The sequence below is a fragment of the Burkholderia sp. L-4 genome (genome assembly GCF_056856535.1).
On the sequence record NZ_JBXEOX010000004.1, the window covers coordinates 19,076 to 40,086 of the forward strand.

Consider the following 21,011-nt stretch of genomic DNA (forward strand, 5'->3'; position numbering starts at 1 on the left):
ACAACAACAACCCCCTGACACCTGCCTCCAACGCACACCGGGTCACTTAAAAGTGACATTTTCCGACCTCCACGCGGCTCTAGGATCTCCGATCGGCGTCCTATTGGCCGGAAAGACTGGGTTGCAAGCGGAAAAGGTGACGCTTTCCGACCTGACCGGCCCAAAGGTACTAAGTACTCACTCACCTTTGACCGACTAGACCCCCGGAACAATGAGGAAGCGGACTACTGGGTCGGAAAACGTCACCTTTTCCACAAACTATAAGGGCCAGTCCCACGGCTGGGGCGGGTCATCGGCGGAAAAACCATCGCGACGGGTCGGAAAAAGTCATAGGAAGGGCAGGCCCTTGGGTCGGAAAACGTCACTGTCGGTGCGAAATCCCAGCGTATGAAAGAGGAGAAGATCCCACCTCAGGTCGGAATTTGTCACTTATCGAGATGCTTACCAGGTCGGAATCTGTCACCATCAGCTCTACGTTCAGGTCGGATAGTGTCACCTTTGAAACCGCACACTGGGTCGGAAAACGTCACTTCTGAGGCGTCGAGTTAGAAGGTCGGAATATGTCACTTTCCGGCCTAAGTCAGCAGGTCGGAATTCGTCACTTTTAGCAACTGTCGCTGCAGGTCGGAAAATGTCACCTCTCGGCATCTCGGCACGCCTCGGGTCGGAAACCGTCACCATTGCGCTCCGCCGACTTATTTTGTTCCACGGTCTGCCGAAAGCACTGGGTCGGAAAATGTCACCCATCGCCTGGCAATTCCCTCGAGGTCGGAATCCGTCACCCGTTCGACAATACCGTTAGCGTCTCCGCGGAATGACCGACGGAAATAGAGCGTTCAGCAGATCTTGCAGTACGGCAAGATGGGGAACTACAAGGTCGATATGAGGCGCATCGATTCTGAGGTACCTTCCGTTTGCACCTACAGACAGTCGAAGTTCGACACCGTCTTCGGGTTGGACCACGCCCGTAGACAGTATCGATATCACTTTCGATGGAGCAATGTTGGCCGGAACGGTTAGAGCCCTTCGCGTGACAAGGTCCGTACCAACCTTCTGGATCAATTTCGCAGCGATATCTGCTGTCCGGTATGACACTTGACATGGTCCGCCGAACGAGGTGATCACGTCGGGCGGAAGCAAAGACGCTTGAATTGATCGTGTGACAATCGCCTTCGACACTTTGAAGGCGGCGGCCATCGATGCTTGACTCGGCCAAAGATGCCGGTCCAACTGCTCTCGATAGAACGTGCCCAGCACAACGGGTGGAGCGCCGGCCCCACGGAGATCCTCATGTCGCGCGACCGCGGCCAACCGATCTCGGCAGAAGCCTGTTTCCTCAGCGGCCGAACTATTACACGATTTGGAACAGGTCATACGAGTCGAGGATCGTTGATCGTCAATTGTTGTTGTTTCTGAAAAATGCCCCTCAACCGGTTGAGGGGGGCATCAGGATTCCTCGAACGAGGACCGGCTTGAGAATCGTGCGAAAACAATGATTTACGAATGGCTGCCGTCTCGTCACCACCAGGGTGTTGCGTGCAACGCGTGCAACGACGGCGTACTAATTCTATCGATGTAGTCGTAAACGCAAGGCCCAAAAAGCTCACGATTTTCATAGGGCTTATTGCCGTACGCCCCTCAACTGGTTGCGCGCAGTCGCACCGATGGCCAGCGATTCTTTGCGGCTCGAAAAGGTCCCTGAAATCACGGCTCTTTTCCCAGGTGCCGTTGTCGCCTCGGCTGTTCCAATTGATCCGTCCCAATTGGAACTCCGTGATGCGACTCCCCAGACTCTTTCCCCGTAGCAAGAAGCAGGTCGCCCTGTCGCCGGCGCCCGGCCATTACTCGAACGAAGATCCCGAGACGATCATCTTCGATCAGGGGACCCGTCTGCGCGTCGAAGCCAATCACTGGAAGACCTTTTGTTTCGTCCTTGCGATCATCGCTGGTGGCGCCGTGTACACCCGGCAACCGCCGCCGTCGGTGGTGAGGGCCTACGGTGTCTCGTCCGATGCCGGCGGTAATCCGTTGGTCAAGCAACTGGCCGCGTACAACCCCGACGATCAAGCGAAACGCACGGCGATCAAACAGGACGTCGAGCACTGGTTCACGATCGAGCCGGTCCTCACCGACGATATCCGTACCTCACGCCTCGCCAAGAACATCAACGCCGTCAAAGCAAAGATGGTCGGTAACGCGAAGAACCAGTTCCCGGCGCGCCAGCTGGCATCGTGATGGCGACGAACGGACCGTCGTCGGATGGGAACGCCGTCTTTATCCGGCGCGACGGCTCACTGAAGTGGACGGGCAGTCAAGATGTCAACGGCGTCGATCTGCACAACGTCGGCAACATCGACGCCACCGGGACGATCGCAGCGCCGACGCTTGCTGCTTCGAACGTTGCGGTCAGCAACGCGGTACGAAGCCCTGGGACGCTGGCCGTGCAGAACGCGGATGGGTCAGCGCCGGCGCCGATTGCGACAGGCGACAGCACCGTAAATGGTCAGCTGCAGGTGACGCAGACCATCACACCGGGCGCGGTTGCAACGCCGCGCGCGTGGTGCCCGACAAATGGCGCGATAGCACAAAACAGCGATGGACGCGGGCAGATGCTGTCGTGTCAGGACCACGCCTGGTTACCGATTGGTGGGCCGGCGCTCCGGCACGGATACTTCATGGTCCAGAACGGCTGGGGCGTTCCAGCGCCGAGTTGTGCAACCGGAGGAACACCGCAAATCGTTTTCAGCCCGGTGAGCTTCTACGTGAATCCGACGGCGACTGTGAACGTTTCAGCCTCGGGCAGCGGCCCGTGGACAGTGTTTATTACAGACGGGAACGGCAATGGGATTGGCGGCAGCGCAGTCGTTGAAACGTATTGCTCGTACTGAGGGGAGAGGCAAGTGAAAAGTTGGAAGAAGTGGTGCTTGGCCGTGCTGCTGTCAATTGGGGCGAGCAGCGCATTTGCAGACGGTTCGTGCCAGTCTGGGTTCAGTCTTCGGTCGTATCCGTTCTACGACAAGGCCGGTTCGTATATCGGCATGCGGCAGGCTTGCGCGCCGATCCCGTGTACACCGGGCTATCAGGATTCGACGTGCGCCGCGCCGTTGCGTAATGGGGCAATTCCACAACCCCAGTGTCAATCCGGCGCGGGTTGGACGACCGTGGCTGCGTCGGTATGGCAAGGTTCGAGATGGTCGGAGCCGCAGTGTAGTTTTCAATCCCCTCCATCCTGCCCCGCAGGATTTGACATGCTTTCGCCACCAACGTGGAACGGACAATCATGGGGGGCGCCGACGTGTGCGGCACCGCTGCCACCGGCTCCGGTCATTGATCCAAATCAGGTCTGCACGGCCGTAGCGAGCGGTTACAGGATGAGCGATGCAGATAAGCGACTGTTCGCCAGCTTTGACGGGCAAATAACGAGGGACGCCCCGTTCCAAGTTAGCAGGACGTGGAGGGACTGGAGCACCATTCCCGGCAAGAATCCAAACTACCCGTATGGTGGCGGCTACACCTCGGATAAGTACGTCGCCTTCTATGGCGCATTGACCGGTCCGTGGTACTTGTATCAGCTCGCGTGCCAACAGAGCAACACTTGGGAAGCGTTCTGCTATGTGAATAGGTCGACGGGGACCGTTGATTACTTCTGGATCAATGCGACCGGTGCAAACAACGGCCAATGCAACCACTAGGCTAAGCGAAAAAAAAGAGGACCATCGGTCCTCTTTTTTGTTTTTGCCGGAGTTAGCCGGCGGAGCTTCCGGTGGTGAAAGTGAAGTTCCGGCTAAACGGTTGCCCGTTGACGGTGCCAGTGAGCGTTGCAGAGTACTGGGTGCTCGGTGACAACGGCGCCGTCGAGTAAGCAACCGCCGTGTTCTGCTGAACGAGCTTGTTCGGATCGCTCGAAGCGTTCAGAACTTGAAGTGCAATTTGGCCCGATGCACTGGTGAGGGTGGCGGTCGAAAGAGAAACGGTGTCAGTGATGTTGCCAACTACAGTAATCGGGGTCCCCCACATGCCGCTCACGTTGGGAGGTGTCGGCGTCTCGCCGCGCGAGGCATACGGAACACCAGTTACGCCCTGGCACGGAAACGTCAGCGGCGACGAGGCGAGCTGAACAGTCGACGTGTTGCGGAGGGAGATAGACTGCCACGCGGTCGTGACGTTTGTTCCCTGAACCGCGGATTGGGTTTCATACTCGCCGAATCCAGCCAATTCCGTCGGATACATTACGGCGCTCAGGTGATATACACCCGCGACCAGCGAATTCACGAAGCCCGTGCCTGCAATACTTTGCGAGAAGCCGTTGGAAGTGACCGCGAAGCCGCCCGAGACGCCTGCACCGACCGCGCTGGACGGAAAGCCGAAGTGAGTCGCGCGGTCAGCATAGGTGGCACCGGTGAACCCTTGATTGCCGCTCACCTCCGAATCGGTGACACCGTTATTCAGGCCCATATACTGAGCATGAGCCTGAGAGGCTTGGTCAAGCACGGTGTTCTGCTTTAGCGCCGGGAAGCCACACTGGGTGCGGTACTGGTTCAGGAGGTTCAGCGCCGCAAGCTGCGCGCTGCCGGCCGCGTATTGAGGGCTGTCGACCGTACCCGGAACCGTCGTTGCCGGCGTGCCGGGGTTGGACGGATTGGGGTTGTTGCCAGTCGAGCCCGCGTTCGTGCTGCCACCATCGCCACCGCCACCGCAGGCCGCGAGCGCGAGCAGCGATGCCGCCGCGAGTGCGGAAAGGCTGATGGTCGTGATCTTCTTCATTGTTGGTCCTCGTATTGTTGTCGGGCGCGCACCTTGCGAGCCCTTGAATCCATCCTACCGATGCGGCGGCGAAGTCAAGTTCGCGCGGCCGACAGCCCAGTTTTTGAAATGGCTTGGGCGAGCCAAAAAACGCCAATTCTAAATTACGGTTAGATTTCGTCAGACTTAATGGCGAATCGCCAAAAAAATTCCCGCCATCGGGCGGGAGTCAAACCGTGGCGTCATTTGGACTTGCGGCGCTTCCAGTGAAATATCCGCAGGCCGATGAAGGCCACACCCAGCAACGCGGTCGATTTGTACGGAATTGCCTTTGAGATGGCGGGGACGGCTGCCGCGCCGACGTACATGCAAGTGAGGGCGACCAGGACCTTACCGAACCACGGTTTGGCGAGCATTCCAAGCATCGGGGTAGGCCGATTCCCAACCCAATCGGGATAGGCCTCATTGATCTGCTCGAGTTCGAACGACTCCGCGCTTGTCTCCCGCTGCGCCTGATAGAACCGTTCATATCGCTCAAATCGGCCGTCGCCGCGGCCGTCCAGCCAGGCGGCGTTGCTTTCGGCGACCAGGTAGGCGAGGTCGTCCATGTGCCCTCTAGTGAACGTAGGCTGCTGCCCACGGCAGCGCGGCTCGGACGTCGACGATGACTCGGCCGTCCGCCTCCGAGTAGTACTGCTCGGTTTCGATATGGCGGCCGCGTGCGGCGCGCTCGGGGGTCTGTTGGTACGGGTGGCCACGTTGAATGTAGTCTTCCAGATCGGGCTCGGGGAAGACGACGTGGTGCACGTCACCCTCCGTCAATGCGACGCAGAGCATCGAGAACGGGACCCCGGTCAACTCGCGGTCTGCGATTCGATTCAGGATCGCGTCACGCGTTTGGTGATCGGCGGCCAGGTTGCCCGGTCGGCCGCTGTGATGATTGATCTGGAGGATGACTTGCGTCTGGTTGTTCAGCGATTTGATGAACCTGTATCGACAAGAAGCAATTTCGCCGTTCGCGAAGTAAATGAGGTCGGTGTAGCGCGTTACGTAGTCCATACGAATACTCCGATAGCAAAGACGCCAGCGAAAGTGCTGGCTTCTTCAGGCTATCGAGGCGGTTCAGAAGTCAAGCTGCGGTGTGAGCTTGCGGTGAAGGCGAGAGGGTTGCGCGAATCCTGACCACCGTCCGCTGGCTGGTGAGGCCCAGCGCTCGCATGACGTCGTCGTTGCTCTTGCCGGCAAGCAGTTGGCGCCTCGCGAACGTGTTCCGCAGGGTGCGCGGACTCATATCGGGGAGCCGAATGTCGATCGCGAGGAGTTCGTCTCGAACGATGCGGCCGAGCATCTCGTCGGTCATCGGCCCGCCAGCACGGGGGGACGGGAACAGCAGTGGGCTGTCGGCGGCCGCAGACAGGTTTCGCCATCGCGTGAGCGCCGGTACCGCGAACTCGACTACGTCGACCCGGCGTGATTCGCGCGGGCCGCGCTTCGGGATTTCAAGGTGCGGCCGCGCCGGCGACAGGTCGAGGTCGTCGGCGGTCGCCTGCCGGATTTCCTGCGCGGTGATGCCGGTCGAGAGCAATAAGCCAACGATGGCGCGGTTCCGCAACGCGCGATCGTCGAGTCCATCAATGGCTCGGATCGACGCCTGCAGTCGACGGTCATCGGCCTCGAGCAGGTACACCGGGACGGGTTCGTCCTCTGGCCACATCTGGGTCAGTGTGTAGACGGCCGCTGGATTGGTCTTGCGCACGCCGACGTCGACCAGGTGTCGGCCAAGCCTGTCGAGAAGCTTCTCGTAGCGCAGGCGCGTCGTGGTGCCGGGTTTGCACCGGCGATCGAGATCAGCGAAGAATGATTCGAGGTGGTCGGGTCCGAAGGTGGCCAGCGACCGTTGCGCGGCGGCGAGGTGGCGCATGAAGCGTTCAAACATCGCTTCGTGCTGGACGATCGACCTCGGCGACAACGCACGCCGATCGGCGCCGGCGGCTTCCGTGCGCTGCCACTGTCGATAGGCCTCGGTCGGCGCCGACAGCCAGAAAGTCGGTTCGTCCATTTGATCTTATATACTGAACATTGGGTACCTCAAGCATAACGCGAATCTACGATTCGCGTCCTTCGCCTGCAGAAGGGTGCGGCATCCCTCCATCCATTTTTCGGCGTGGGCATCGGTACGCAGCTCGTTGAGCCCACGGATTGCGTCGCTCACGCAGCTTCCTCACTGCGCTCGAACGTGGCGGCGCCCTTCAGAAGCTCGCGGACGCACTGATAGACGATCGGCAGCGATGGATCGGACTGCCCCCAGTCGATGAGACCGCTGAAATCGACGCCCGGCAGCGTCGCCGGCCCAATGCGCGGCAGTGCGCCGACGATCGGTGGATCGTTGCGGCTCTGAAATGCCAAATCAGAAAACGCCTGCTCTTCGATCTCGAGCAATAGCGGCCAGCTCAAGGCGTGAGCAAGGCCGGCGCTGATATAGCGAGCTGCGAGCGACGTCGCAATGCGTCGCAGATCTTGCGTTGCGGACTCGAGCGCATACCCGTACCGAATCGGATCGAGCTCGGCATCGTGGCAATCAACAGTCGGGGCGAGGTTCATAGTAATCGGCGAGACAAGGGACCTGCGGCCAGCCACTCGGTAGATCGCGAGTGGCTGCTGCGCCTGGCACACTGTAAATGTATCCAGTGTTCTGCGGGAGTTCAAGACTGGGGGGCGCTTTGCTGGATTTCGAAGGGCGTGCGGTCCTTGCCGTCAATCCATGCCGGGGGGCGGCCCCGACCGCTCCAGGTCGCGCCGGTGTCGGGATGGCGATACTTCGCATCGACGCGGCCGCGCTTGCGGGTTGCGCGCGCCCCGTAGACCTCCCGGGCGCTGAGATCGAATTCGTTCACGAGCCGGCGCACCTCTTTCAAAGCTGTCTCCCGAGCAGCCCCTTTTGCGGCGTCGATTTCCGCCTCGAGTGCGGCGCGCTTTGCGAGAAGTTCGTGGTATGTCGACATGCTTTCTCCATTCGTGGTTGAGAAATTGGTATCGACTACCTTACCGGCTTCAAACGAAAGTCAAGTCCGCGTCGACAGAGCACAACACGCTCCCTCGTAAAAATCGCAGGTGGTTTGTGAGCCAGCTGATGTCGTTTGACCGCGTTATGCCTCGTTGCGACCGGCTATTCCCTCCCGATCGGGAGGTATTCATCGATCGGATTTAAGTTTTCAAGAAACGATTTTTAACATTTCTATTCGGTCCTAGCGCACACATGTAGTCGATGCGCCCGTCGCCCCCCTCGGAGCCAAAGCGCTGTCAGGCATGGCTCTGCGGTCTCTCGGCCGGGAACGGGGGTCTTTTTGATTAAATCAATCTCAAAACATTTATTTATTTTTATATTGGTCACAGTAAGCCATCGTCGATATTTTGATATTCGAATCAGCATGAAGGCAGTTTGTAATAATGATCCCGGCAGCAAGAAGGGGCATGACAATTGTTGACCATCTTTCGGTTTCTGCTGTGCGAACATCCGCTGAAAATTCCGAGTGAGACCAACCATGCGCCGACTGATGCGCGAAATAGAAGCTCGGCACGTTCAACGGGGAACGGCCAAACAGAAAATCATCTTCGGTCAAGCTTCGCTGGAAAGCGAAGAGCATGCGCTTTGGGTCAAGGCGACCGCATGGGTCATGTCGGTCGTGATGTACCTCAGCCCCGCGGTACTTCTGATCGATCAGACTGCGCATGCTGCGCCGATCATCGATCCGCGCGCGCCGATTCCGTTTCAGCCGACGGTGACCGCGACTAGCTCAGGTGTCCCTGCTATCAATATCCCCGCGCCGAACTCCAATGGGGTGAGTCTCGGACAGTATCAGTCGTTCAACGTGGGATCCGAAGGCCTCGTGCTGAATAACAGTACGATTTCGGGTACGCCTCTGCTGGGCGGTACGCTTGGCGCGAACCCGAATCTGAACGGCCGACCTGCGTCGTTGATCATCAACCAGGTCACGTCGAACAATATCGCGGTACTGAACGGACCACTGGAGACCTTCGGTGCTGCGGCGCCGATCGTGATCGCGGCTCCGGGCGGGGTATCGGCAAACGGACTGTCGCTCACGAACATCCCGAATCTCACGCTGACCACAGGCACGCCGCAGTTCATCACGGGCGTCGGTGGTGCTCCAACCGATTTCGCGCACGCCGGTGCGGTCGCGTACGACGTTCGATCCGGCAACATCTCGATCAACGGGCCGGCAGGCGTAAACGGTCCGGGAGCCGGGATCGAAGGGACTGTCGGGAATATTGACCTCATCGGGCAAACAGTCACGCTGGCGGCGCCGATCCGTGCGGATCAGCGCATCAACGTCGTGACGGGCAACCAGCTCGTCACGCCGACCACGACGGGCAATACCGGCACTGCATACGGTACCGCAGCCAACGGTCTGCCGAACAATGTCACGGCGATCCAAACCGCAAACGGCTTGGCGATCGATGCGAATCAGTTCGGATCGGTCACCGCTGGCCAGGTCTACATCGTCCAGACAGCAGCGGGCCTCGGCGCCAACATGCAAGGCCCGTTGACCGCGACAGCGGGGAATGTCGTCGTCAATTCGAACGGCGACGTCACGGTCGGTCAAACGTTTGCCAGCCAGAACGTGAATTTGACGAGCGCAGGCGCGACGACGATCACCGGAACCGGGCTCGCTAACCAGAATTACACGGTCAACGCCAACGGCGACGTCAACGCGACCGGCTCTGTTTCAGCTGGGCAGAACGTGTCGATGAATGCCAGCGGCAATTTGAACGCTGCGTCAGTCGCTGCAAACGGTTCAGCGAACCTCACTGCCGGGCAATCGATGTCGATCGGCTCGCTGTCCGCGCACGACGTCGCATTACAGGCGTCGAATGGCGACCTGACCGTCGGAGGGTTGAGCGCGCCCGGCGCGATCTCGGCCAAGGCCGGACGCGATCTGACGGTGAACGGTGCCGTTCAAGGTGGTAGCACGGTCGCGCTGATGGGCGGACGCAATGCGAGCGTGAACGGCGCCCTGTCTGGTGTCGACAAGACGTCGATTGCGGCGACTACGGGCACCGCACAAATTGCGGGCAGCGCGATCAGCAACGCGGCACTCTCGGTGACGGCTGGACAGGACGCGCTCGTAGGCGGCAATGTCTCAGCGCAGGGCCCGTTGACCGTCACCGCGAGCGCTGGCAACGCGACAATCTCCGGTACCGCGGTGACGCCAGGCACGCTGACGGTTCAGTCCGGCGGCACCACGACGCTTGGTGGGCAAACGCAGGCCGCGACCGCAAACGTGTCCGGCGGAAATGTGGCCGTCAACGGCGCGCTGACGACGACCAACGACGCGACGCTTGCGGCGAGGAACGGAAACCTGACCGGGACTGGCGCGATCGGAACGACGACGGGTAACGTTGCGCTGTCGGCGAGTCAGAGCATCGCGTATAGCGGTGCGGTGCAAAGCGGTGGTGCGGTCACAGCGACGGCAGGGCAGGATGCGACGCTGGCGAACGTATCGGCGCCGGGCGCGATCGCGATCACGGCCGGTCGCGACGCGACGGAAACGGGCAGTTTGACCGGTGGCAGCACGGTTTCGATGACGGCCGGCCGCGGCGCCAGCGTGAGCGGCACGATCGCATCGGTGAGCGACACGACGATCACGGCGCAAGTCGGCTCAGCGACAGTAAGCGGTAGCGCTCAGTCCAATGGTGCCCTGACCGTCAGTGCCGGCCAGAACGCGTCGATTGGCGGCACCGCGCAGGCAAAGGGCCCGGTATCTATTACCGCGCTGGCTGGTTCGCTGACGGGGCAAGGCAACGTCACGTCGTCGCAAGGTGCTGTCAATCTGGCCGCTGGGCAAGCGATTGCGCTGAACGGCGCCGTGCAGAGTGGCAGCACGATCAGTGCGGTGACGGGTACCGACGCGAGCTTCGGCGGCACCTTAGCGGCGCCGGGCGCCGTTACGATTCAGGCAGGGCAGGATACGACGCTGGCCGGGAACGTGACGAGCGGCGGGAACCTGAGCGTGACGTCAGGCGGTAATACCAGCATCAAGGGGACGGCCGCATCCGTTGGCGATATGACGCTCGTGGCGAACGGCGGCACCTTGAGCACGTCAGGGAACGTAGTCTCGACGGGCGCGCTGAATGCGAGCGGCCTGCAGGGCGTGAATGTGGGCGGTACGGTCTATAGCGGCGGCAACGCGCAGATTGGATCGACTGCAGGCAGCGTCGCGGTGGCCGGTACGGTATCGACCCCCGGCACGTTGAACATCAACGCGGGACAGGATGCCTCGGTTGCCGGGACCGTGCAAAGCGGCCAGAACACGACGATTGCGGCCGCACGTGACGCCAACCTGAACGGTGGTCTCGAGGTCGGCAATTCCGGCAATGCAAGTGTGACAGCTGGGCGCGACATCAACGGCACTGGCGCAATCGGCGTCGCGAACGACACGACACTGAAGGCCGGAAGCAATATCGGCATCAGCGGCACTGTCCAGACCGGCAACAATCTGACGGCGACGGCGGGTAACAACCTGTCGGTCGGCGCGACCACGGCTGTGGGTAGCAGCACGCTGACGGCGACGAACGGCGCCGCGGCGTTGACCGGCGATGCGCTGTCGGGCGGGGCGACGACGATCACGGCCGGCACTGATGTTAAAACCCAAGGCAGCGTTAAGAGTCTCGGCGATCTCTCGGTCAATGCGAAATCGGGCAACCTGACGGCGGCCGGCACTGTCTCGACTGCGGGTAATGCATCGCTGAACGCCGGCCAGAACCTGACGCTCGCCAGCCAGACCACGGTCTCCAAGAACGCGACGTTCGCAGCGACGAACATCACGACGCAGGGTGTATCGGCGGGCGGGAATCTGACGGCTACCGCGAGCAACGCGCTCGATACGTCAGCAGGGCAACTCAATGCGCAGTTCGACGCGAATGCGCCGGCGCTGTCCGTGGGCGGCAACGCGACGCTTTCGGGTGCGAACGTGACTACCGCGAACGCGGTGGTCGGTGGCGCGACGCAGATCACCGGTACGCAAAGCCTGACGACGGGTGGCACGGCCGCGTTCAAGGGCGACGCGACGTTGGCGGGCGGTACGGTCAATAACGTCGGTACGCAAATGGCGGCCGGCAACCTGAATGTGTCGGGTACGACCGTCACGAATTCGGGTGCACTGTCCTCACTGCAGACCGCGACAATCAATGCCGCGGACCTCGTGAACAGTGGCTCCGTCTATGGGCCCACCACGAACGTCACGGCGAGCGGCAGCGTCACCAACTCGGGTAGCCTTCTGGCGACGAACGCGCTGAACGTCACGACGGCGAATCTCAGCAACCAAAAGGGTGTGTTGTACGCCGGTGATGTTGCGAATCCGACCGCTGCAACGGGCAAGACGACCGTGACGGTGACAGGGGGCAACGGCTCGTTCAACAACTCAGGCGGCACGATTTATGGGCAGAACAACGCGACGTTGAATTTGCCGAACCAGACGTTGGATCCGTCCGCAGCGACCTTCGGTACGGTCGACAGTCGTAATGGCGTCAACCTGTCGGCGCAATCGGTCAATAATTCGGGAACATGGACGCTACCGAGTTCGAACGTCACGGTGTCCACCGCGCAGGGCTTCAACAACACCGGCACGATCAATCAAGGCATCGGTGCACTGACGGTGAATGGTGCTGTAGGAAATACTGGCACGATCAATGGCAACGACCTGACGATCAATGGCTCGCTCGCCAATCAGACCAGTGGCACGGTTGCGGCGCTCGATGCGCTGACGCTCAACGGTGCGGGTACGAATAGCGGTACCGTTCACGCAGACAATACGCTGACGATTGCGGGGACGAGCTACGACAATTCGAACGGGGTGACCAGTGCAGGCAATAGCAAGAGCCCGACCGGTAGTGGCAACGCAACGATCAACCTGAGTGGCGACCTCGGGAACGCTGGCGGCACGCTGACGGCGACGAACGATCTGAAGATCACGGCAAACAACGTCAACAATTCCGCGGCGGCAACGGTCACAACCACCACGACCACGAAGACCGTCGACAATCCTGGGTTGCTGATGGCCACGCCGATCGGCTCGGAATTGGTCTATGCGATCTATAACGTCGGCAAGGACGGTGGGACGCTGACCCTTGGGCAGGCAAACTTGCCGGCGACGCTCGGCGGGCTCCTGTCGGTCGGCGGTGAGCAGCCGACAAATTCAACCGTCTGGTCGATTTCCAGCGCGCGGCTGATCTATCAAGGCTGGGGCGACGCCTCGCCACCGGTTGCGTCCTCGGGAACAGTCCAGTTTGCACTGGTGCCCACGAGTAATGCACCCAAAGGTGCTATGTGGGTTGTCGTGCCGCCTTCTACGCCGGTTTCTGGTGCAACGACGGTTCAATCCCTCACCCTGCCGACCGTTACCGAGACCACCACCACGACCGGCGCGACCGTGACGTCGTCTGTCATCGCGGCCGGGCACGACCTTAACCTGACGGCCAACACGCTCAATAACCAGAGCGGTGTTGTAAGCGCAGGGCACGACGCCAACGTGAACGTGCAGCAGCTCCAGAACGGAGGCTCGAGCTTCACGTCGTCGGTCACCGACACGGTCGATGGCGCATCGCTGAATGCGTTCCTGACGTCACTGCAGGCGTTGCAGAAGTCCGGATCGATCGGCGTGGCCGGCACGGCGAACCCGAGTGGCACGTATCAGTGCGAGGGAGGATATTGCCTGGTCGGTACGCCAACGCCGCCGGCAACCTATACGATCAGCGCGCCGGGGACGGTGCCGCTGGAGACAACGAGCAGGACCGCCACGACACAAGGTGCCGTCGGGCAGATTCTTGCAGGGAACAATCTGAATCTGTCGGGCGGCAATCTGACCAATACCGGCACGCTTGCGGCTGGCAATGATGTCACGATTCAGGCGGCAAGCTTCACGAATCAAGGATCGAATGTCGGGTCGAAGGCCGTGACGGCCGGGTGTGCGTCGGGGGTGTCGAATGCCGGCTGCTCGAATCTGAGAACGACCAACCCGAACTCGGAGGCGTACAGCTACCAGCAGACCAACAGCAACGTGACGGCCGGTCATGACATCGTCATTGCCGCCAACCAGGTCAGCAACACCTACGGCAATCTGGTTGCGAAGAACGACGTCGTCATCGGCGGTGCTGGCACGACTGCGGCGAACACGACGCAGGCTGCCAGTGTGACGAACACGTCGGCCGCAATCGAGGCAGGTCATAACGTGCAAATCAACGCGGCAAGTGTGACGAACACGATTGCCGCGCCGGTGGCGGTCCATCAGAACTATGGTTCGGCGTCGCCCTATAGCGGGTGTGGCCAGAACTGCGAAGCGTATGTCGAGGTGCAGTCGGCTACGCCGTCCACGATTACGGCGAACAACAACCTGTCGATCGCAGCGGGGATGTTCAGCAACACCGGCAGTCTCATCACGGCACTGAATACCGCGACGATCAACGCAACTCAAAGCGCATCGAGCGACAACCAGTACCTGCACGCGTACTGGACCGGTAATCCGGTTGGTACCCGAACGTGGGGCTGCCTGGGCATGGCGTCGACTTGCCAGAATCTGTATGGCGGGGCGTTCAATGCTGGCGATGCGCAAGCAGTATCGGGCCTGCCGTCGAACGTCGGATTGCCCGATTTCGTGCCGGGCACGATTCAGGCGGGTAATCTGAGCGTCCATTCGCCGACGCTGAACAATACCGGCAACGTGATCGGCCAAACGGTCACCCTGACGGGCTCGACGCTCGTCAACGGGATTACGAACCCGAACGTCTTTACGCCGCCGCCGGTCGTCTCGGGACAGGTAATTTCGCTGGCTCCGCCAACGCTGCCCAGTTCGATCGCGGATTCGGTGAACAAGGCCGGGTTGGTCACGGATCAGAGCGGCCGGCCGACGTCGGTCACCGGGATGACCGGTCTGCCTGCCAATACGCCGATCGGCTCGCAGACGGTCGGCCAGCCGGTCGCGCCGGTGGTTACCGTGACGACCCGTCCGGTAGGCGCGTCGCCGGGCTCGGCGTCTGCGCCTATCGCGGGTACGCCGCAAAGCGTCACCGTCAAGACGATCGCGGGTGCGACGACCACGGTCAGCTACCTGACCAGCAATCCCGCCGCTCAGGTGGTCGATTCGCTCTCGTCGGCCGCGCTGATCGCGAATTTGCCCGCGAACCTGCAACCGGGGAGCGTGCCTTTCTACTATGACCCGTACACCGAAAACCAGCTGATCCAGCAGGCAGCGTTGCAGGCGATTGGCAAGAGCAGCTTCTACAGCACGACGAGTGCGACGGACAGTACGAGCCAGGCGTCGATCAACAATCAGGACAAGGCAGCGTTGTACGGCGCGGCGCTCGAGTATGCGGAGAAGAACAACGTCGCGCTCGGCACGAAGCTGAGTGAAGCCCAGCTCGCCCAGATCAACTCGCCGATGCTTTGGTATGTCGAGCAATCCGTGCCGGAGCCGGGATGCAGCACGACCGGCGGCGCGGCCTGTCCGACAGTGCAGGCGCTGATGCCGGAGGTGCTGCTGCCGAAGAACTTCGCGGAAGTGAACGCTGACGGCGAAATCACGGGCACGAATGTCACGCTCAATTTCGCGAACAGCATTCTGAATACCGGCACGGTCACGGCGCAGAACCTGACGGTCAATACCGGTTCGCTGACTAACCAACAGCGTTCGACGGATATCGGCACGATTTATCAGAAGGGGCCGGAAGGCGTGGCGTTGCAGACCACGGGCACCGTGGCGCAACAAGGCGGTTTCATGTCGGCCGCCAATTACGATTTGCAGGTGCAAAGCCTGAACCAGATCGGCGGAGCACTCCAGAAAGTCGGTGCGGACGGCGCAGTCGATACGGCTGGCACGCAGGCGATGCTGGCGAATCTGAAGAGTCAACTCGGCGGTAACTTCACGCAACAGACCGTCACCGACCATCTCGATACCCAAGCGCTCGACAGCGACTCGTGGTTCGACCAGATCTTCATGACTGGAGTGATCGTCGGGCTCTCGATTATGGGGGGCATGGCGGCGTCGGGGGCGATTGGGGCTTCGGCGACGGCAACCGTCGGTACTGGGACGACATTTGCAGCAGCCGTGCCAGCGACTACGACGACGATAGCGGTTGGCACGACCGAGGTGACTGTGACGACGGCGGCGGCGGTTGGCGCAGGCACGGCGAACGTGGCGCTGTCGGCCGCGTTTGCCGGCATGATGAACAGCACGATGAGCCAGTTGAACAGTGGAGGCTCATTCAGCGTAGGGAAGGTGTTCGAGACTGGCGGTGTGGCGGCGCTAACGGCTGGCCTGACGAATGGCATTACGTTCGATAACGGTAGCTTGGGCTGGTCGTGGAATGCCTCGCAGAACAGTCTCGCGGCGCTTTCCGGAGTGCAAGCGGTGGGCAATACGCTTGTGCCGCAGGCTGGCGCAGCAACCGGTTCCCTGTCGACCGCGTTCACGGCGCTTGCTGCGGAGTCGGTGCTTCAAGCAACCATACAGACGGCAATCCAGGGCGGCAGCTTCCTGACGAACCTGCGCAACAGCGCAGCGACGAATGCTGCGGCGTCCATTGCCTACACAATCGGCAACCTGAATCAGGACGGCACGCTGACAGGTGCGGCGTACGTGGCGGCACACGCTGCGCTCGGCTGCGCTGCGGGCGCCGCAACGGGTCAAGGGTGCGGCGGAGGTGCGATTGGCGGGGCGGTGTCGGCGATGACGGCGAACAGCATCGCCACGGCGGTAACAGGCGGGCAGGGCGTCACCGATCAGGGGCAGCTTGCGGCGATCGTAACGGCAACGTCCTTGCTCGGTGGCGCAGTGGCGGGCTTGCTGGGTCAGAACGCGCTGGCTGCGATGACAGCGGCGCAGAACGAGACGCTGAACAATACATGCGCGCCGGGCCACAACTGCGGCACGCTGACGAGCGCAATTAAAGATACGGGGCGCGCGGCGTGGAATACGGCAGTCGGAACGGTTGAGGCGATTCCGAACTTCGTGAATGGGGCGCTGCCGGGCTATCCGGACTATGTTCCGTTCCTGAACGGCGCGATGCTGCCTTATGACGATCCGGATTTCGGGGGCCTGGTGTCGTTGGTGGGAACGGTTGGGGCTGCGTCGCTGCTTGGAGGTTCGAGCGGAAGCCGGGCAACTGCAGGTGATACGGTGCCGGCGGCTGGTAGTATCAGAAATGTCAATCCAACCGGCGGCGACATGAACTGCGTCAACTGTGCAATAGCGACCGATGCTACGTTGCGCGGTAATCCAGCCAGTGCGCTTCCCGGTAGTCCAACGAGCATCGCTGTTCTTCAGCAGCAGTTCGGAAGTAGGTTTGCGCCGGCGACGACGAGCAGCATCGAGCAGTCGTTGCTTCAACAAGGCAATGGTGCGACTGGGATTGTGTACGGCTTTCCGCCTGCCGGATCAGATGTGGGGCACGTATTCAATGTTGTCAATCAGAATGGCACTATTAGATATCTCGATGGGCAAACGGGTACTGTTGCAAATCCAGCAGCCTTTCCGAAGTTGCTTTTCATGCCCGTGAAACCAATTGGTGCGAAATGACTGTAATTACTTTGACAGCCGCCATTGATATTGCTGAAAACTATCTAAACGAGTCGGTTCGCACTTCCTACAATTCGCCTGAAGATGATCGATGGGTCGTGTCGACGGATAAAATTGTGGACTGTGGTGAATGCTGGCTCTTCCACTATCAATCGGCATTGTACTTGAGCACTGGCGACCCGGCTTATCTGCTTGCTGGAAATCTTCCTCTTAGGGTTTCGAAGGCGGGAGCAGTGTTGGGATTTGGCGAACACGATTCAGCGTGATCCAAAAGGATCGTAAGGATGATCAAATGAGAATTGACAGTATGGGGTTTGGAAAGCGAATACAGTAACGCTATCGCATGCGACGTTGAGCGGCGCAGTGCTCTTTAAGTGACTTCGAGGTGTGGGCTGAAAACCCGCGTCTGGGGCAAAAACTGGAATGACGAACCGAACCTAGGCGGCGGCCGCTGGCGAAGCCGCGCCGCGTCTAGGGTTGCGGGCTGTTGCGAATGCGGGCCGCGTCGGGTGCCGGATACGGTGCGATTGGCGGGGCGACCAGTGCGGTGCTGTCGCCGCTGGTGTCGCAATTGACCCGACCCAGGGCGCGCCCGATCGGGGACAATCAAAGAAGTGACTGGACGCTATGTTGATATTTATAAGTAACACGATCGGTACTGATTGGCGAATATGTAGAGTTAGTGAAATTTCTTCTGCGAAAAACATTGGGTGATAATTTTATATGGAAATAATAATTAGGGCGTCCTCAATTTGTTGTGTGCTTTTGCTGAGTGCATGTGCGTCTAATTCTCCAATTGATTTCGACGCACAGAGGATGTCTTCGATCAAGACGATCGCGGTCAACGTGCCGAAGCCGACTACGTATTTCGCGGTCACGTCCGGTGGGCCAATAATCGTTCCGATTCCTGGCGTAGGACTGCTGGCTGCCGCTGTAGGTGGGGCGATAGCTGGGGGAACGGCGGCAGCATCGACTCGAACCAACAAGGACTTTGACAGCGTTGTCAAAAGTGAACTTGGTGATACGGGACTGAACCGAAAGTACATTAACGCACTAGAGGCCGAACTGCGGGTACTAGGTTATCAAGTGAAGGAGATTGAACTCGGGCAGGCTGGCACGCCAGCGATCGCAGGCGACTGGCTGAATCCCGTTTTGAAAGGTGATGCCTACACCGGTGCGGATGCAATCATGATTGCACCTGTCATTACAGGATATGGTGCGACCGGATTGGGTTGGCCATATGTCCGGTCGGTGAGTAGTCGAATTCGAATTTTCTCGGCGAGTACACTTGAGCCGATCTTCTCTCAGAATATTTTCCTGCCAGCTCCTGCGTATATAAGCCCAAAATCCAGCAAAGGCGGCAGCAAAAATGCAGATGTGAATTCCGGCCAGGATGCGAAGGAATCGATCCCGTATACCTATCCTTTGTACACTGATCTTCTGCGAGACCTGCCTCACGCAATTCAGGGGATTGACGAAGCACTCATGGGCTTTGTGCCACAGTTTCGCACTGCATTGCAGGCTGGGAAAAGTGTGTCTTCATCAACCGGCGTCAGTCAAAAATAAACAGTCGCGGGAGCGATATGATGAAAAACAACGACATCGAGCGAATCGGACGCGTTCATCGTCTATTAGCATTTCTCGTGATGTCGGGTCCGGTTCTGCAGAATGCTGCGTACGCCGTGACCATCGTTCCTGACGGCAGTACCGCAACGTCCGTTTCGGTGGGGGTAAACGGCCACCAGACTGTCAACATCGCGCCCGCCATCGGCGGCGTCTCGAACAATACCTACTCGTCGTTCAACGTCTCGAAGGCCGGTGCCGACCTTAACAACGTCGGCATCAATGCACGCACGATCGTCAACCAGGTCACCAGCACAAACCCGTCGCTGATCCAGGGCAACATCAACGTCCTCGGCCCGCGCGCGAACGTCATCTTGGCGAATCCGAACGGCGTGACGGTAGATGGCGGGAACTTCACGAACACCGGCCACGTCGTGCTGTCGACGGGACAGGTGAGCTTCGCCGATGTGGCACTCGCGCCCGGCACGGTGCAGCGCAACGTTGTGCTGAATACCGATCGCGGAACCATCACGATCGGGGCAGGCGGGCTGACGGGCGACCTGATCGGTCTCGATCTTGTCGCCAAGCAACTGGCTCTGAACGGGCCAGTGACGAACACCTACGACAACAAGACCGGTGTGCCGAGTTTCATTCGCGGTACCGTTGGCAGCAGTACCACGAGCTGGAACGGGGGCATGTCGCCAACCGATAACGGTCACGACTGGCGGATCGGTGCATCGTTTCCCGGCGCGACGAGCAAAGCGCTCGCGGTCGACATCACGGCCGCCGGCGGCCTGACGGCCGGACGTGTGGAACTGATCATCACTGATCAGGGCGCCGGCGTGCGCAGCCTCGGCAAGCTGTACGCGAATGCGGGCGATGCCGTGGTCACTTCGACTGGTGACGTCACGATCGCCGACAACCAGTTCTTCGGCGCACATGACGCATCGATCTCGACGACCGGCGCGGTTACGCTACAGGGAGCGCAACTGAATGCCGGAAACAACGCGACGGTTCATGCGGGCTCGATCTCGCTTTCGGACGATGCGGCCGGACCGTCGACGCTGAGTGCGAACAATACCGTCAACCTGACAAGCAGCGGCGCCATTACGAACATAGGAAGTGTGATCCAGGCCGGTACGACGGCGAATGGCACGCCTGCAGGCGGTATCCTGACGCTGAGCGCGACCGGCGATATTCTCAACGGATCCAGCGCCGCCAATCAGGGCATCATTTTCTCAGCCAACGGCACGACGTCGCTGACCGCGGGCGGCAACATCATCAACGATAACGCACGCATCGCATCGAACGGCGGCATGAGCCTGACGGCGGCCGGCGACGTGCAGAACGTCATCGACCACTCGGGCGGTACGAATGGGGGCCAGCCAGCGGCGTACACGGATCGAGGCGGCAGCTTCCTGTTCTTCACACATTCGACGACCGGGGTCAACGTCGACTACGGAACCGTCAATCGTCCTGACCAGATTGCCTACCTCGCGACAACCAGTGGACCGTTGACGATCACCGGACGAAACGTGACGAATTCGGGCGGTGTTATTCAAGCGACTGCCGGTGATGTCACCATCACGGCGCAGAACGCATTTACGAATGCGGCGGTGTTCTCGGGGAAGGCGAACTATTCGCGCAGCTGCTGGATCTTCTGTCACGCTAACGCGTCGAGCAACGTCACGCCCTACGGCGGCACGATTCAGGCGAGTGGCGGTTCGCAATCCAGCGTGGGCGGCAACATCTCGATCAAGAGCGGCGCCGTCGCGCGCAACGTCGGCGGCAATGTCTTCGCAACGGGCGACATCATGGTCGACGCGCCCGTCACCTATGCGCAGGGCGTGACCGGCTACTCGGCGATCAATCAGGATCGTGGCTTCAAGGCGTTCTTCGGCAGCACGTGGGCGCAGCTGATCGCGATGGATATCGGTGGCGGCTTTGCCGCGAACGGACAGGTCTTTCTGACCGGAGACGGTGTGATCGACGGCGGCTCGTTCAGCGGCGGAAAGGGCGTGACGGCTGCCGGCGGTATTACTACCGTGCGTGCGCCGTCGCGAACGCCGGTTTCCATCGATCAGCATTTGGGCCTAACGACGTGGTGGTGGCGTTAAG

The 21,011-nt window shown here is 60.4% G+C and carries 11 protein-coding genes and 1 pseudogene; 6 read left to right on the plus strand and 6 right to left on the minus strand.

Translation table 11 applies throughout. From position 1 onward, the window contains the following. Nucleotides 1-1,776: 1,776 nt before the first annotated feature. Together AC1VVG_RS35165 and AC1VVG_RS35170 are read left to right on the plus strand one after the other, a co-directional pair. A pseudogene (locus tag AC1VVG_RS35165) lies at nt 1,777-2,211 on the plus strand (VirB8/TrbF family protein); the annotation flags it as partial. A 23-nt stretch (nt 2,212-2,234) separates the two neighbouring features. Then, nucleotides 2,235-2,888 carry a hypothetical protein gene (locus AC1VVG_RS35170; RefSeq protein WP_482837661.1) on the plus strand — a complete coding sequence of 218 codons (654 nt, stop codon included), beginning with the start codon at nt 2,235-2,237 and terminating at the stop codon, nt 2,886-2,888. Between the two features lie 856 nt (nt 2,889-3,744). Here the strand turns inward: AC1VVG_RS35170 and AC1VVG_RS35175 are convergent. From AC1VVG_RS35175 to AC1VVG_RS35200, 6 genes are all read right to left on the minus strand, one after another. Beyond that, entirely contained in the window at nt 3,745-4,764 is a 1,020-nt protein-coding gene (locus AC1VVG_RS35175; protein ID WP_482837662.1) for a CAP domain-containing protein, read from the minus strand. A gap of 221 nt (nt 4,765-4,985) precedes the next feature. Beyond that, nucleotides 4,986-5,351, minus strand: coding sequence for a hypothetical protein (locus tag AC1VVG_RS35180; protein ID WP_482837663.1), 366 nt, complete (start codon nt 5,349-5,351; stop codon nt 4,986-4,988). 7 nt (nt 5,352-5,358) lie between these two features. Continuing rightward, entirely contained in the window at nt 5,359-5,802 is a 444-nt protein-coding gene (locus AC1VVG_RS35185) for a hypothetical protein (RefSeq protein ID WP_482837664.1), read from the minus strand. Nucleotides 5,803-5,872: 70 nt separating this feature from the next. Further along, nucleotides 5,873-6,802 (minus strand): tyrosine-type recombinase/integrase, encoded by a 930-nt coding sequence (locus AC1VVG_RS35190; RefSeq protein WP_482837665.1) that lies wholly within the window; start codon nt 6,800-6,802, stop codon nt 5,873-5,875. 149 nt (nt 6,803-6,951) lie between these two features. Continuing rightward, entirely contained in the window at nt 6,952-7,344 is a 393-nt protein-coding gene (locus AC1VVG_RS35195; protein ID WP_482837666.1) for a DUF2471 family protein, read from the minus strand. A 101-nt stretch (nt 7,345-7,445) separates the two neighbouring features. After that, nucleotides 7,446-7,745: an H-NS histone family protein gene (locus AC1VVG_RS35200; protein ID WP_059447309.1), complete on the minus strand. Its 300-nt coding sequence runs from the start codon at nt 7,743-7,745 to the stop codon at nt 7,446-7,448. Between the two features lie 540 nt (nt 7,746-8,285). Here AC1VVG_RS35200 and AC1VVG_RS35205 point away from each other — a divergent pair. From AC1VVG_RS35205 to AC1VVG_RS35220, 4 genes are all read left to right on the plus strand, one after another. Beyond that, complete coding sequence (locus AC1VVG_RS35205; protein ID WP_482837667.1) at nt 8,286-17,330, plus strand: two-partner secretion domain-containing protein; 9,045 nt, start codon at nt 8,286-8,288, stop codon at nt 17,328-17,330. Continuing rightward, the gene (locus tag AC1VVG_RS35210; protein ID WP_226158691.1) at nt 17,327-17,596 is read left to right on the plus strand and encodes a YrhB domain-containing protein; all 270 of its coding nucleotides are present in this window, start codon (nt 17,327-17,329) and stop codon (nt 17,594-17,596) included. Before AC1VVG_RS35205 ends, AC1VVG_RS35210 begins: the two co-directional genes overlap by 4 nt. A gap of 550 nt (nt 17,597-18,146) precedes the next feature. Next, nucleotides 18,147-18,896 (plus strand): hypothetical protein, encoded by a 750-nt coding sequence (locus AC1VVG_RS35215; RefSeq protein ID WP_473377176.1) that lies wholly within the window; start codon nt 18,147-18,149, stop codon nt 18,894-18,896. An 80-nt stretch (nt 18,897-18,976) separates the two neighbouring features. Continuing rightward, nucleotides 18,977-21,010, plus strand: a complete 2,034-nt coding sequence (locus AC1VVG_RS35220) for a two-partner secretion domain-containing protein (protein WP_473377193.1) — start codon at nt 18,977-18,979, stop codon at nt 21,008-21,010. The last annotated feature ends 1 nt before the right edge of the window (nt 21,011 follow it).

Bases quoted from the DNA above. Each gene is read 5' to 3' on its own strand.
- AC1VVG_RS35170 (WP_482837661.1), top strand. From the start codon at position 2,235: ATGGCGACGAACGGACCGTCGTCGGATGGGAACGCCGTCTTTATCCGG.
- AC1VVG_RS35175 (WP_482837662.1), bottom strand. From the start codon at position 4,764: ATGAAGAAGATCACGACCATCAGCCTTTCCGCACTCGCGGCGGCATCG.
- AC1VVG_RS35180 (WP_482837663.1), bottom strand. From the start codon at position 5,351: ATGGACGACCTCGCCTACCTGGTCGCCGAAAGCAACGCCGCCTGGCTG.
- AC1VVG_RS35185 (WP_482837664.1), bottom strand. From the start codon at position 5,802: ATGGACTACGTAACGCGCTACACCGACCTCATTTACTTCGCGAACGGC.
- AC1VVG_RS35190 (WP_482837665.1), bottom strand. From the start codon at position 6,802: ATGGACGAACCGACTTTCTGGCTGTCGGCGCCGACCGAGGCCTATCGA.
- AC1VVG_RS35195 (WP_482837666.1), bottom strand. From the start codon at position 7,344: ATGAACCTCGCCCCGACTGTTGATTGCCACGATGCCGAGCTCGATCCG.
- AC1VVG_RS35200 (WP_059447309.1), bottom strand. From the start codon at position 7,745: ATGTCGACATACCACGAACTTCTCGCAAAGCGCGCCGCACTCGAGGCG.
- AC1VVG_RS35205 (WP_482837667.1), top strand. From the start codon at position 8,286: ATGCGCCGACTGATGCGCGAAATAGAAGCTCGGCACGTTCAACGGGGA.
- AC1VVG_RS35210 (WP_226158691.1), top strand. From the start codon at position 17,327: ATGACTGTAATTACTTTGACAGCCGCCATTGATATTGCTGAAAACTAT.
- AC1VVG_RS35215 (WP_473377176.1), top strand. From the start codon at position 18,147: ATGTCTTCGATCAAGACGATCGCGGTCAACGTGCCGAAGCCGACTACG.
- AC1VVG_RS35220 (WP_473377193.1), top strand. From the start codon at position 18,977: ATGTCGGGTCCGGTTCTGCAGAATGCTGCGTACGCCGTGACCATCGTT.